13 protein-coding genes are annotated in these 14,784 nt (G+C 36.9%); 2 read left to right on the top strand and 11 right to left on the bottom strand.

Annotated features, from left to right (window positions below; translation table 11 throughout):
- Positions 1-16: 16 nt before the first annotated feature.
- From PKC21_04250 to PKC21_04230, 5 genes are read right to left on the bottom strand one after another with little or no spacing between them, the layout of a single operon-like run.
- The gene (locus tag PKC21_04250; protein HMR24550.1) at positions 17-982 is read right to left on the bottom strand and encodes a dipeptide ABC transporter ATP-binding protein; all 966 of its coding nucleotides are present in this window, start codon (positions 980-982) and stop codon (positions 17-19) included.
- A 31-nt stretch (positions 983-1,013) separates the two neighbouring features.
- Entirely contained in the window at positions 1,014-1,988 is a 975-nt protein-coding gene (locus PKC21_04245; protein HMR24549.1) for an ABC transporter ATP-binding protein, read from the bottom strand.
- Between the two features lie 2 nt (positions 1,989-1,990).
- A complete protein-coding gene (locus tag PKC21_04240) occupies positions 1,991-2,902 on the bottom strand; it encodes an ABC transporter permease (protein HMR24548.1) in 912 nt (303 codons plus the stop codon).
- Positions 2,895-3,818, bottom strand: a complete 924-nt coding sequence (locus PKC21_04235) for an ABC transporter permease subunit (GenBank protein HMR24547.1) — start codon at positions 3,816-3,818, stop codon at positions 2,895-2,897. The genes PKC21_04240 and PKC21_04235 overlap by 8 nt, the downstream gene beginning before the upstream one ends.
- Positions 3,815-5,818 (bottom strand): peptide ABC transporter substrate-binding protein, encoded by a 2,004-nt coding sequence (locus tag PKC21_04230; GenBank protein HMR24546.1) that lies wholly within the window; start codon positions 5,816-5,818, stop codon positions 3,815-3,817. The genes PKC21_04235 and PKC21_04230 overlap by 4 nt, the downstream gene beginning before the upstream one ends.
- A gap of 198 nt (positions 5,819-6,016) precedes the next feature.
- Here PKC21_04230 and PKC21_04225 point away from each other — a divergent pair, with 198 nt between their 5' ends.
- The gene (locus PKC21_04225; GenBank protein ID HMR24545.1) at positions 6,017-7,984 is read left to right on the top strand and encodes a M3 family metallopeptidase; all 1,968 of its coding nucleotides are present in this window, start codon (positions 6,017-6,019) and stop codon (positions 7,982-7,984) included.
- Positions 7,985-8,035: 51 nt separating this feature from the next.
- On the opposite strand, the gene PKC21_04220 is transcribed toward PKC21_04225, so the two are convergent.
- The 6 genes from PKC21_04220 to PKC21_04195 all read right to left on the bottom strand — a co-directional run bounded on the left by PKC21_04220 (position 8,036) and on the right by PKC21_04195 (position 13,558).
- On the bottom strand, positions 8,036-9,112 hold the full coding sequence (locus tag PKC21_04220) for a hypothetical protein (GenBank protein HMR24544.1): 1,077 nt from the start codon (positions 9,110-9,112) through the stop codon (positions 8,036-8,038).
- 70 nt (positions 9,113-9,182) lie between these two features.
- Positions 9,183-9,725, bottom strand: a complete 543-nt coding sequence (gene dcd / locus PKC21_04215; GenBank protein HMR24543.1) for a dCTP deaminase — start codon at positions 9,723-9,725, stop codon at positions 9,183-9,185.
- A 340-nt stretch (positions 9,726-10,065) separates the two neighbouring features.
- Positions 10,066-10,734: an OmpA family protein gene (locus PKC21_04210; GenBank protein ID HMR24542.1), complete on the bottom strand. Its 669-nt coding sequence runs from the start codon at positions 10,732-10,734 to the stop codon at positions 10,066-10,068.
- 177 nt (positions 10,735-10,911) lie between these two features.
- Positions 10,912-11,802, bottom strand: coding sequence for a polyamine aminopropyltransferase (speE, locus tag PKC21_04205; protein ID HMR24541.1), 891 nt, complete (start codon positions 11,800-11,802; stop codon positions 10,912-10,914).
- An 11-nt stretch (positions 11,803-11,813) separates the two neighbouring features.
- A complete protein-coding gene (locus PKC21_04200; GenBank protein ID HMR24540.1) occupies positions 11,814-12,731 on the bottom strand; it encodes a hypothetical protein in 918 nt (305 codons plus the stop codon).
- Between the two features lie 41 nt (positions 12,732-12,772).
- On the bottom strand, positions 12,773-13,558 hold the full coding sequence (locus tag PKC21_04195; protein HMR24539.1) for a SpoIIE family protein phosphatase: 786 nt from the start codon (positions 13,556-13,558) through the stop codon (positions 12,773-12,775).
- 135 nt (positions 13,559-13,693) lie between these two features.
- Between PKC21_04195 and PKC21_04190 the strand changes: the two genes are divergently transcribed.
- The gene (locus PKC21_04190) at positions 13,694-14,779 is read left to right on the top strand and encodes a DegT/DnrJ/EryC1/StrS family aminotransferase (GenBank protein ID HMR24538.1); all 1,086 of its coding nucleotides are present in this window, start codon (positions 13,694-13,696) and stop codon (positions 14,777-14,779) included.
- Positions 14,780-14,784: the final 5 nt, after the last annotated feature.

The raw sequence follows: 14,784 nt of genomic DNA, 5'->3' as shown, positions 1-14,784 counted from the left end.
TCTTCTCTTTATTTTATTACACAAGATGACAAGCAACCATACGTTGTACTTTATGCTCTAATAAAGGTATTTCTTGTTTGCACACATCTTTGGCAATTGGACATCGCGTATGAAACCTACAGCCTTTGGGTGGGTTTAATGGGCTTGGCACATCCCCTTGCAAAACAGTTTTTTGTTTATTTTTTTCAACTTGTGGATCTGGAATTGGAATTGCTGAAATCAAAGCTTTGGTATAAGGATGCTGTGGATTTTTAATAATTTCATCCGCAGTTCCTATTTCAGCCAATTTACCAAGATACATCACGGCAACTCTATCACTGATATGTCTAACCGCAGCCAAATCATGCGCAATAAAAACATAGGTTAAATTTAATTCTTTTTGCAAATCTTGCATTAGATTTAAAATCTGGGCTTGAATGGATACATCTAAAGCACTGATCGGTTCATCCGCAATAATCAAATCTGGATTAAGCGCAATGGCTCTAGCAATCCCGATTCTTTGGCGTTGACCACCAGAAAATTCATGCGGATAGCGTCTGATATACTGAGGTCTTAAGCCCACCATTTCCATCAACTCTTGCACTTTTCTGGTTAGTTCTGAACCTTGTGCTACATTGAATGTCTTTAGTGGTTCTGAGATAATACTTTCAACCGTCATTCTAGGATTTAAAGAAGCATATGGATCTTGGAAAATAATTTGCATCTTCCTACGCATTTTTTGCAAATTTTTCATAGCGGTAATTTCTTGATTTTCAAAAAATACTTTGCCGGATGTTGGTTGAATCAACTGCAAAATAGCACGTCCCAATGTTGATTTACCGCAACCACTTTCGCCTACTAAGCCTAAAGTCTCTCCTTTTTTTACTTCAAAACTTACCCCATCCACAGCTTTCACAGTTTGTACTTCAGACCCAAATATACCTTTTTGTCTTAGTTTAAAATGTACTTTAAGATCTTCAACTTTTAAAATATTTTCACTCATCACTCAATCTCCACCAATCTAAAAACTTATCTTACTTAATTTCCCAACATGTTGCCCAGTGACCATCACTGATAACTTTTCTATCAGGATAATTATGCTCACATTTTTCCACTTTTTTTGGACATCTGGGATGGAAATAACATCCACTGGGTAAATCTTCTAAACTTGGAGGAAGCCCAACAATGGGTTTAAGAGAGCTGCCTTTCTCTTCATCCAATCTTGGCAAACTGGCCAACAAGGCTTTGGTATAAGGATGTTGAGGATTTTTAAATAATTCAAAAGTTGACGCAGTTTCAACCACTCTGCCTGCGTACATGACCGCTACTCTATCAGTCATACCTGCAACAACGCCTAAGTTGTGACTGATAAAAATAACACTGGTGCCAAAGTTGTGATTTAGCTCTTTAATTAAATCAAGTATCTGAGCTTGGATGGTCACATCCAAAGCAGTCGTAGGCTCATCTGCAATCAAAACACTGGGTTCATTCAATAATGCCATGGCAATCATCACCCTTTGCCTTAAACCGCCTGACAACTCATGTGGATACATATTCATTCTTTTATCTGGCATAGGGATACCCGTTCTTGCCATCATCTCTACGCAACGTTTAAACGCAGCATCTGAGCTCATTTTTTTGGTTCTATGCCTTACCAAAACTTCAATCAACTGCGTACCAATTTTTAAATATGGGTTCAAGGCTGTCATTGGATCTTGGAAGATCATTGATATACTCTGCCCCCTGATATCACGCATTTGTCGCTGAGAAAGCTTAAGCAAATCTTTGCCTTCAAACATAATTTCTCCGCCAGCATAATATCCCGGAGGTTGTGGAATCAACTGCATAACCGACATAGCGGTGACCGACTTGCCACTGCCACTTTCCCCTACTACACCTAAAACTTCACCTTTTTTAAGCTCATAGGAAACCCCGTCACAGGCTTTAACCACGCCACCTTCGGTTTTAAAATATGTTTTTAAATTATTGATACTTAGTACATTTGACATGATTAATCCTTCCTCATTTGAGGATCTAAAGCGTCTCTGACCCCATCACCTAAAAAGTTTAAACAAAACAACAAGATTGCCATAAACATTCCTGGAAAAACCAACTCCCACCAAAAGGCTATCATGTGATTGGCACCATCATTAATCAATGAACCCAAACTTGGTTTTGGTGGTTGGACCCCCAAACCTAGAAAAGATAAAAAAGCTTCTTGCAAAATCATGGTTGGTACGGTCAAGGTAAAGTAAATAATAACAGGACCTAAGGTATTAGGAATCAAGTGTTTAAAAATAATTCCGGCAGAACTAACACCAACACTTTTTGCCGCCAATACAAACTCTCTGTTCTTTAACCCTAAAACCTGCCCTCTAACAATCCTAGCCGTAGTCAACCACCCCACTAGACCCAAGGCAGCAAAGAGCAAAACTTCACTTTTACTATCTGTCATGGTGATAAAAATAATAACCAAAAACATGTAAGGCAAAGAGTACATCACATCTACAAAGCGCATCATAAGGTTATCCACTCTACGTGAAGCATAACCAGATATAGCTCCATAAACTGTACCAAAAATGGCTGCCACAATTGCTGCAATCAAACCAATTTTGATACTGATCTTACCGCCCATCAAAACCCTAGAAAACAAATCTCTTCCTAAAAAGTCAGTTCCAAACCAATGCTTTAATGATGGTGGCTGTGCTTTAAGGACTAGATCTGTTTGCCTATAACTGTAGCTTGGGAAAAATGTATCAATCACCCATGGACCTAAAAAGCAAAGCAGCACTAAAAACAAAACCACATAAAGACATACCATGGCTGGTTTATTTTTTTTCAAGCGTCTATAGGCATCTTTCCATAAAGATGTACCTTCAACAATCACTCTTTCTTCTTGTTTTTTTTCTACTGTATTAGCCATTGAACTCTACCCTCGGATCTAATAAACGGTAAGCAACATCCACCGCCAAGTTTAAAAATAAAAGAAATGCTGAGTAAACAATCACAACTCCCAAAACTAAAAAGTAATCCCGGTTAAAAGCAGCATCAACAAAGTATGGGCCCATGCCAGGTAGATTAAAAATCTTTTCTACCACAACACTACCCACCATAATGTTAGCAATGGCAGGCCCTAAATAACTAACAACTGGAATAACACCTCCCTTTAGCGCATGCTTCCAAATGATATAGGACTCTTTTAAACCTTTTGCCCGCGCTGTTCTGATAAAATCAGAACGAACAACCTCTAACATTCCGCTTCTAGATAAGCGAGCAATGTACGCCGCTCTGAGCGTTCCCAATGTAATCGCTGGTAAAACTAAATGGCTGAATGTTCCCCAACCACCAGCAGGAAACCACAATAGACTTAACGCAAAAATCAATGCCAGAATCGGACCCAAAACAAAGCTTGGCAAACTAATACCAACCACAGCCAAAGACATGGCAGCAAAATCCCATTTGGTATTTTGCTTCACTGCCCCAATAATTCCGGCCGTCATCCCCACTAAAATAGCCCAAAACAAGGCAAACATACCTAAAAGCATGGTTTTTGGTAAACTCATGCCAATAATTTCATTGACGGTTCTGTCTGGATATTTTGTAGATAAACCAAGATCAAATTCAAAAAACACTTTTTTCATGTAGTTTACATATTGAACACTTAAAGGCTTATCAAAACCATAGCGTTCTTCTAAAGCCTGCTTAACTTCTGCGGTTAAGGCTCTTTCAGAAGTAAAAGGCGAACCTTTAGCATAACGCACTATAAAGAACGATAAGCTGATTGCCACAAAAAATGTAATAACAATGCCGACCAAACGTCTTGCAATAAATCTAATCATGCGTCCACCTTACTTGTTTCATTTGAGTTGTCATCTTCTGTTTTTTTAATACCTTTAATTTCATCTAAAGTTATGGTTTGAGTCTCTTTGGATGGCGGCCACACTGGGCTTCTTCTTAAAGGATCATCTTCCTCTGGTAATTCTTTATGGTACTTACCATCATAGTAGCGCTCATCAATGTACATGTATCTCCAGTGATGGTGACCCTGATAATCAAAGTAAAAGCCTTTTAAGTATGGCTTTTTAATATGATTTCTTGTGTACAAAAACAAGGGCATAAACGGCATTTCTTGGGCATGAATTTTTTCTGCTTCCCGCATCATTTCCAAACGCTTATCATAATCACTCATGATATTTGCTTCACGAATAAGCCTGTCATATTCTGCATTTTTCCAGCCTGTTCTATTATTTCCTGAAGTAGATAAAGCCAACTCTAAAAAAGTATAAGGATCAATAAAATCACCAATCCAACCTCTGCGGATGATATCGTAATTTCTTGCAGTCATATCATCTAAGTAAACTTTCCATTCTTTGTTCACCAACTCAATCTCTATGTTAAGATTTTCTTTCCACATTTGCTGAACAGCTTGTCCAATCTGCTTGTGTTTTTCTTGAGTATTGTAAACAAGGTTTAAATTTGGAAAGCCTTTACCATCTGGAAATCCTGCTTCTGCCAATAGCTTTCTGGCTTCTTCTGGCTCAAACAATGGTGTCCCCAATGCTTCATACCCAGCCAAGCCATCCATGACCATATCTGCATAAGGAATCTCTCCGCCCCCTAAAATCTCAGACAAGGCTTTTCTATCAACTGCTTTACTTAAAGCTCTTCTCACCCGAGCATCATCTAAAGGTTTTGAATCAACATTAAAACCATAGAAATAAACTCCTAAATAAGGATCAATATGAAAATCTTCTTGGTGTTTAAGTTTCTTAATATATTCCAAAGGCACATCGGTATTGGCTCCAGTCCAATCAACCTCACCGGTTCTGTACATAAAGATATTGGTATTTGCACTTTCAATTGAATAGGCCTTAACCGTGTCAATTGTTACGTTTGCAGCGTCCCAGAATAAAGGATTCTTTTTAAAGATTTTATATTGTCTAAAAGCTTCCTCCTCTAAACAATAAGCATAATTACAGACAATATTTTCTGGTCTAACCCACAAACTATCATCACCATCACGCGCTTTAACTTTTTCAATGACATGTTCAGGAACAATGGCAAAAATATAAAACTCAATCATTGCTAAGAAGTACGGTAAAGGACCGTTAAGTTTTACCCAAAATCGCTCATCATCTAATGCTTTGACTTGAACATGTTTTTTTGCAGCTGGCTCAGCAGAAATTGCTGCACCTAATTTTTCATCTTCGTTGACGGCCTTCAAGATCGCTTTTCTGACTGCATCTTTATCATCACCCTCAGGATAGACCATGAAGCCTTCTGGGTATTTAGAACGTTTAATATCACCAAGTTCTATACCTTTAAGACCCTCTTTAATTTTTTCAACACTGGCCTGAGCACCTTTAATATAAATTGCCCCCAAGTTGTAGGCATCACCATTAACAATATCAAAACCCAAACTGGCATAAACAGAGGCTGTTTCTGGGTCCAAAAGACGCAACCATGAATATTCAACATCATGCGCAGTTAAGGGCTTACCATCTGACCATTGCAAACCTTTACGCATATAAAAGGTAAACTCAGTTCCATCTTCTGAGATTTCCCACCGCTCAGCCATATCTGCAATAGGTTTACCGGTTTTTGGATTGATTTCCGTTAGCCTCCCAAACATATTTCTAACGATCTCACCATCAGGTGCACCGGAAGCTTTTTGTGGATCCATATACTGTGGTTCTGAACCATTGTTAATCCACAAAACATTGGGAGCGTGTTTTGGCTTTGTTGTACCAAAAAACTTCTCTTTTTCTGTAGAAATACAAGAGCTTACAATTAAACTAACCCCTAAACTTAGCGCGAAACGCAAAATATTTTTCTGCATAGTGGTGTCTTGTTAGACAACATCAACAAAAATTACAACAAAAAAATTCTTTTTCCCTAATATTTTTATTAGAAACATTTATTAATTTAATAATTTAGCTTGTAAAAAAAAATTTCAGCACCATCATTTATCCTTTCTAATGCTTGGTAGAAGTGTTTTTTATTTGCTTTTTTTTGGATATGTCCCATAAAGAAAAACATGGAAAATTCACCCATCAATTTCAATTTAAACGCTGAACAAATAACTCAACAATGTGAAAAGAGTCTAAAAAAACTTGAAGAGGCTTTATTTGCTATAGAGAACTTGCGTCCTGAAACAGTCAATTTTGAAAATACTTTTGTTGCCTTAGATCAAAGTCTAGGAGACTTTGCTGACAGCTACCTTCCATTAATTTTTTTCAATAGCGTCTCAGCAGATAAAACATTGAGAGATGCTGCCTTTGCTTGCCAGCAACGCATTGATCAATTTTATGTAGACCTATATACTAGGGAAAAGCTTTATACCGTCTTAGCAAGCTTTAAAGATAAAATATCTTATTTGAATCTCAGTGCAGTTGATAAACGTCTGGTTGATAAAACCCTTCTGGCTTTTGAACGCTCTGGTATGAAACTGAATCAACATAAACGCTCTCGTTACAACACCTTAAGCAAAGTTTTAAACGAATTACAATCACAGTTCAGCAAAAATATAGCCGAGCATTCCGATCAAGCTGAGTTTACAAAAAGTGAACTTGATGGCTTACCTGAGTCTTTCTTAAATCAATTAGAAAAAAACGAGGATGACAAATACATCGTAACATTGGCTTATCCTCACTATTTCTCAGTGATGGAAAACGCCAAAAATGCAGCTACGCGTAAATATTTACAAGAAAAATTCTTCAAACGTGGCGGTGAGCAAAACGTAACTTTATTTAAAAAGGCTTTACGTTTACGCCATATTTTAGCCAAAATCATGGGCTATGAAAACCACGCAGCTTTTATCTTAGAAGAACGCATGGCTAAAACGCCTGACAATGTTAATCAATTTCTCACTGACCTTGGACAAAAATTACAACCAAAACTCAAACAAGAGCTAGCAGTCTTGCTTGAGTTAAAACAAAAAGATTTGGCACAAGCAGAACACTTAGACGACTGGGACTGGCGTTACTACATGAATCAACTCAAAAAAGAAAAATACCAAGTTGACCAAGAAATTATCAAAGAATATTTTCCGACAAAAACTGTCATCAAAGGTATGTTTGAAATCTATCAAAACTTATTCAATGTAGAATTCAATGAAATTGAAGACCATTCTACTTGGCACAACGATGCGCAATTGTTTAGCATTCGTGAAAAAAACAACTCTAACATTCTAGCTTACTTTTACATGGACCTGTACCCTCGTGAAAACAAATATCCGCATGCGGCCGCTTTCACCTTAAAGTCTGGGAGACTTTTACCAGATGGCAGCTACAACAAACCTGTTTCTGCTATTGTGGCCAACTTCCCCAAACCCAGCCAAGACACTCCCTCTTTGCTGCCCATCAATCAAGTAGAAACATTGTTTCATGAATTTGGCCACATCATGCACCAGACCCTTACGCGTGCTCCATACCTTACATTTTCAGGGACAAGAGTAGCCAGAGACTTTGTCGAAACCCCATCACAAGTCTTAGAAAATTGGGTATGGGATGAGGGCATGCTCAACAAGTTCTCAGGCCATTATAAAAATGCTTCTGAAACCTTACCTAAAGATCTTTTAGACAAAATTTTAGCCTCTAAACTGTGTGACACGGGCTTACATTATTGCAGACAACTGATGTTTGCCACTGTTGATTTAAACTACCACACAAGCAATGGTAAGATCGACCCAATTCAACTGTGGAGCTCAGTGCAAGAAAACATTTTTAAGATTGCCATGCCAGAAGATTCACTGAAAGTTGCCGGCTTTGGCCACCTTATGGGCGGCTATGACTCTGCCTATTATGGCTACCTATGGGCAGAAGTTTTTGCTGCCGACTTATTTACCCGTTTTGAAAAAAATGGTCTTCTAGATCAAAATACTGGCCTTGACTATAAAAAATGGATCTTAGAAAAAGGCGGCAGTGAAGATGCTGAAATATTGATTGAAGGCTTTTTACAAAGGCCCTCCAACAATAATGCATTTATTCAAGGCTTGGGATTGTAACCATTAAGTCATAGAAACAAAGCTAACAAAAATAGTGTTCTGACTAAAATATCAGGGCACATCATTTAAAAACCACATGGGCTGTGTGTAATCATAGTGATTAGAACCAGCCCAATGGTAAAAAACTTCACCCATCTTATTATTGATTCGATCGACTTGCACTTTTAGCATTTGGGTAAAGTTTTCTTTTGTCCAATATGCCCCATCAATACTTTGCTGGTGAAAGCGACCCTTGCTATAGATTTCTGTTTGCTGAATAGATAATCCATCCACTAAATATTGATAGGCAATATGTTCTGATGTCCAAGATTCACCAAACATCATCCATAAATAATCTTTTACAATTTCATCATAGTTGTATTTTGTATCATGGCTCCAAGACTCAAAAACCCTAGGTGAACATGCTTGATACTCTAAATAAACTTGATATGCTGGCATTGCCGGCCCATCAAACACCCTATATTTATACACAATAACATTATCTTTAATATTTTGAGGAACCTTAGAACAGTCAGCCCCCCAATTATCCCTGTACCAAGTACTCTCAATGTTTATAAAATTCACATCTGGTCTAACTTTTAAACGAAGCATCACATCACCGTAGGGAAAGGTGCTGGCAGGAGTCAAACCCATATACAAAACTCTAATATCTTGTTCAGATAAAGCATCTGAAATTGAAGGAGCAAACCCATGCGCCCACTTACCTTTTCCAGCAACAGATTTTAGCTCTTCTAACTTCTTTTCATTCCCCCAAGAGTATAAAAATTCTGGTCGGCATTTATCGTCTAACTTTGCAGTTCCTGCAAGGGTGACTTCTTGTATTGGATAGTAGTAAAAATCTTTATTACGGCACTTTCCATACCAAGAGTTTTTAAGATTCTCACGATAGGCACTGACATCAAATTCATCATTCCATGGCCTTGATAGATCATCGGTAAGATCCGCGTTCCAAAAAAACAATAAGTCCTTTAATGATCGCGCTGAACCACTGCTATAATTCTGCCTTACTTCACCAGAAAACAAGTTTTCACTGATACCTTGTTCACTTTGCGCATAAACAACTTGTTCAATGCCTAAAGTAAAAACACCTATTAATAATAATAAATTTTTGTTGATCCACTTCCCCATGTTGGGAAACTACTCAATTTGAGCAAAATTTTCAAGCGCAAAAAATCAACCTGCGGCTAACTGCCTTTATTTAAGAAACTTTAAAATTTTTCCACATCATGGAGCCCATAGGCTTAACATCTTTTTGATTGTATTTGGCTGATGCTTTTGTAGCATAACTGGTTCTGACTTCTCCACTCACTTCAAAATAAATCAGCTGTCCAATAGGCATACCTGCATAGACCCTTACCGGCATTTGTGCAGATATTTCTAAGGTCCAATAATTACAAAAGCCAACGTCGCCTTTACCAGCAGTAGCATGAATATCTATGCCTAAGCGTCCAGCACTAGACTTGCCTTCTAAAAAAGGCACATGTTTATGGGTCTCTGTATATTCTTCCGTAATCCCCAAATATAAAACGTTGGGTTTTAAAACATAACCTTCTTCTGGAATTTCAAAGTAATGCACACTGTTGTCTTTTTTACTATCTAAAACAGCATCATCATAAACACCCAAAGTTTTACCTAGATGAACATCATAACTGTTTGACCCAAGACATTTTGGTCTAAACGGTTCTATTTTTATCGTTCCTTGTTCAATTTCTTTTTCTATTTGGGTATCGCTTAAAATCATACCCTTGCTTTACGAAGAAACATGCCGCAAAGCAAGATTTTTTCCCGCTTCGCTCTTTTTTTAAGAAGGTCTCACGACCCTCTCTAAAACGCAAACGCGGTTTGCGTTTTATCACTCCCGTGCGCTCGGCCATATAAAATTGCCTCGCAACTCTTCATCTTAAAATTATTCTTTATGAAACGCGCTGGCCTTGAGCGCGCTAGCCCGATCAGCCATGCGTTCATCAATAATTTTATCTCTTGAACATTGCTATGCAATAAAAAAAGGGGGCACGTAACAAATACATGTCCCCTTTTATTCTTATATACTCAACCACATAAAGTGGCTTCGCAAAATTGTATTAGCCTTTGTTCATTTTTTCAATGGCTGCTGCATCAGGAATAATCTTAACCACAACGCGTCTGTTGGCGGCTTTTCCTTCTGGTGTACTGTTGTCAGCTACTGGCTTAGATTCACCGGCGCCTACTACAGTCATTCTGTTCATTGGAACACCTTGACCAGACAAATAACTGCTAACACTTTGCGCTCTATTTTGTGACAAAGATTGGTTGTAGCTTGCTGAACCATCACTGTCTGTATGACCTTCAACAATAAGGTTGGTTGTATTATCTTCTGTCAACACAGCTGCAAAGTTACTCAAATCACCTTGAGAATCCGGTTTTAAGGATGCCTTACCAGAGTCAAACAAAATGCCAGAAGGAAAACGTACAATCAACTCATTGCCAACACGTTCAATATTTGCACTTTTAACTTGTTGTCTTAGTTTAGCTTCTTTTTTATCCATGTGACGGCCAATTGCTGCTCCAGTAGCTGTACCAGCAACTGCACCAATAGCAGCACCTGCAAGCGCTCCGTTTTTACCACCAATCAATGCTCCAATACCAGCGCCCGCTGCTGCACCACTGGCACCTCCAATAGCGGCACCTTTACCTGTTTTTGTTGCACATGATGTTTGAAATAGTGCCAACGCTGCCACTAAAACAAAACTGATCATTCCTTTTTTTAACATTTGTATCTCCTCAGATAGGTTCATCTACAATTCGTTTACTATTTTATCCTGCAAACGAGAAAACTTAATATAGGGTAGACATTAACTGAAGCTGAATTTTTTGCAATTTTTTTCCAATCGCTAAGCAATTAATAATCAACACAAAAAATCGCTAAAATAAACCCAAACAACAAAATTTTAGAGCAAAATTTGCTTTAAATAGTCTCTTTGAAATCTTGGTAAAATAAAGCTGCTTTTATGCATCTCTAAACTGTAATACTGGGTAAACAATTCTTTTGCCTCTTCTTCTCTAACGATTGTCTTTGGATTTAGTTTACCATCACCGGCTATAGAAAACGAATATGGCCCTCCAGGGTAAATCATATTACAGTAGTTGTAGATATGAACGGATTCAAATGTATCTTTTAAGATTGTTAATAGATGCTTTTGTTCTTCTTGCAATAAAAAAGGTGATTCTGCTTGCGACACAACCACGCCACCCTCATTAAGACATTGTTTTACATTCTCATAAAAAGAATGATTAAATAAAGGCGCTGCTGGACCAATAGGATCTGTTGAATCAACAATAATCACATCAAATTTTTGTTCTTGTTGGGCTATATGATTTTTAATATAAGCAACCCCGTCATCAATCAGCAGTTCAAATCTCGGATCATGCTGGTTCAAACAATCTCCTGTTTGAGGAATATGCAGTCTACATGCCTCTACAACTGCTTCATCAATTTCAACCATAATTATTTTTTCTAAACAGTCATGTCTTAAAACTTCACGAGCAGTGCCTCCATCACCACCACCGATAATTAACACTCTTTTAGGTTTAGGGTGAGAAAACAAAGCTACATGACTAATCATTTCATGATAAATAAACTCATCTTTTTCACTGAGCATAAAAATACCATCGTTGAGTAATACCTTTCCCACTTCATAAGTGTCCACAACATCAACTCTTTGAAAAGATGATTGCTTAGAATACAAAATTTCTTTTACTCTCAACGATAATTGAAAGTCTTTATTTAGAATATCTTGAACCCAAATACTTGGATAATTATTTTGTTTATTGTGCTCCATTACAAATACCTTTATTTATTTTTAACATAACGTCTACACATTAAGTGATATTGAGATTGAATCAAATGTTCTTGCTGCTTTTCAACAATATATGACTCAGACAATTCATTTTTCCAATTGATTTCTTTAGTATCAAAAACCACCACATCAAATGTATTGGATTGGAAAATCTCTACACAATCTAATACAATTTGATTTAAACGCTCCCCTCTGTGCAACATATTGGTTTCAAAACTTACATAAGATCCTACTTTTTGTGGTGTAACATGAACGGTTGCATACTCTTTACCATGAATTGCATTAAGCGAATAACCACATGGATCAAAAAAGTATTCGTCAATGATAAAACCTTCAAGCAGTTTTTTTATCTTTTGATAGGCATTGGAATCATGAAAGTTATTTTTTTGGTCATTAGAAAATAAAGAAAAAACTTCCGGATTTAAATCATGCATCAAAATTTCTATTGTTCCATCTTCTTCAGTTTCAAAATTTGGTTTTTCATAAGAAAAAAAGTGAATCGGTGAAATTTCTTCTTGATTAAAAACTTTTCTTTCTAATTTAAAATGATTGCTCAATAACTTATAATCATCTTCAATTTGATAAGGATGCTGCTCAGGAAAATGCCCTATTTTTCTTTCATAGATAAACTGACTAATATCCTCTTGACCCAAAAAAAGAACAAGTTCATTCATTGCTTTGGCTAAATCTGTTTGGCCACAGGTAATCATTAAGCATTTGTGATCATAGATAAACAAACTTGACTCAGACAACAAGTAAGCGTCGCAGCTAGCATTTGTAATATGTGATAAAATTTGAGCTCTGGCCTGATGAACAATGTTTTCCCAAAAGTCATAGCCTAAAGCCCTTAAACTTTTTTTGTTGGGTAAAAGGCGTAGCTCACATTTTTTTTCAGGTCCATCAAAGTTCATAACTACTGTACATACCCTTATTAGAAATAATCCCCTAAGAACTATTTGGTTTGATAAGCAACTACTGTCAAATCATCTGGGCCGCCAAATTCCCGCTTTTCAACTGACAGCATTCTTTCTAAAGTCTCGTTTTTCAAGTCATCTAATAAAGACCTTAGATCTGTTGCTTTTGATAGCTTTTTACAAAGTTTTGTAAATTTATAATTGTCACTTAATCCATCACTCATTAGAAAAATACGGTCATTTTTTTCAAGAGGAATTTCTGCGCTCATCTCTATTCTTAAATCTGTGCTTCCTACAACGTTATTAACCAAATTTTTTATATGTTGCAACTGTGACCGCTCAACACCCAATTCAAGACCATATGCTAGGGGAGCATGAGAAACAGTATAATATATCAACTCTCCCTGCTCATTTAAAATCAATCCCATAGAATCACCACAGTGATAAAACCTTACCCAAGTTGGATGAATTTCCGCCACCACACAGGTACTTAAACTACCATCATCATTTTTTAAAATAGCGTCATTGGCATCTTCTATAGCATCCAAAATTGCATTTCTAATTTTCTGCTTTTTTTTACTTAAACAGGCGGCTTTTATTTTTTCTACAATCAATCTACTTGCCTTATTGCCATTTGGACTGCCCCCCACTCCATCGCAAACCACCGAAATATTTAACTTTGATGACACAGAAAAAAAACAACATGCATCTTCATTAACTGTTTTTTTGGCAGGAGACTGCATACTGGCCAGAGCATATGAACCTGTCTTTAGGGTATGCACTTCACTAACAAAATCTTTACTTTCAAAAATATACTGATCCATCAACACACTCCTATAACATTTGTTCTCTAAAAAATAACGAATTAAATTTTTAACTTATAAAAAAAACCTTAAGTTTTTTTTAAAAACAGGCTCTAAGTCTTTGTAACCAATAGATTTTGGTGTAATATCAAGCCAATGCCAACTTTGAGTTCATTAAATTCGTCTGCTGCAAAAAATACTTATTTTTTAGACTTGTTAAAAAATATTCATAGCAGTGATGCTTACTTCTTAGGTAATTATGCCAAACAATATGAATACGAACTCGCTCAATACTTTGGTTCATTGTATGCCATCAATATTGATTCTAAAGTAACGTCTATAATCAATGTTCTAAAGGGACATGAGATTGGTGTTGGTGATGAAATCATCTGTACATCATTTGGCATGTCAAAAACTGTTAATGCCTTGCTACAAAAAAAAATTGTCCCTGTACTGGCAGACCTCAACCCCAGCCAATACAGCATGTCGTTTGAACACTGCAAACGTTTAATTAACCCAAAAACAAAAGCTATTATTCTTTCATATCCTTTTGGAATTCCTAATCAAGCCCATCTTTTTAAAGATTTAGCCCGTCAACACAAGATCTTGCTTATAGAAGATATTCAATCCTCTTTTGGTTCTTTTTGGCGTGATCAAAAGCTGGGAACTTTTGCTGATGTTGCTTTTTTTGACTCTCATCCCAAAAATCAACTTTGTCCCAGTCAAGCAGGATTATGTGTCACCGACCATACTCACATTGCAAAAATGGTTCGCCCAAACATTGAACAACCTTATTCGGTTTTGCATGAGCTGAGTGAATTTCTTGGTGCTTTAGGCTTATCTAATCTTAATGAACTAGATAATAAACTTTCTCATTTGCAACAAATCCATACTGTATATAGCAATTATTTATCTGGCACACCTAATATCACTATATATCAAGATGACTCACAATCCATTGCTAGCAAACACGTCATACCACTGAGAGTTCACGCCGAAGAAAGAAACTTTTTTTACAATAGTTTAAAAAAACACTGTCACTTTATCTATAAAGATTTTGAAGCTGCCCACAACAATGCATTAATCAATGTCATGCTTAGACCCCCACATCTACCCAACACTGAAAAAGCTTTACAGGAAATAGTTCTGCTGAATATTACTCAAGAAGAAAGTCTACTTGAGCATGTAGCTGTAGCAGAAAAAATTCAAACACTCTCTGAAACCTACAGTTTAAGCGCATAAAAAAA

The sequence above is a fragment of the Oligoflexia bacterium genome (genome assembly GCA_035326705.1).
GTDB lineage: Bacteria > Bdellovibrionota_G > JALEGL01 > JALEGL01 > JALEGL01 > JALEGL01.
Note: the sequence above shows the minus strand (reverse complement) of the source record. Positions and strands in the feature narration are given on the sequence as shown.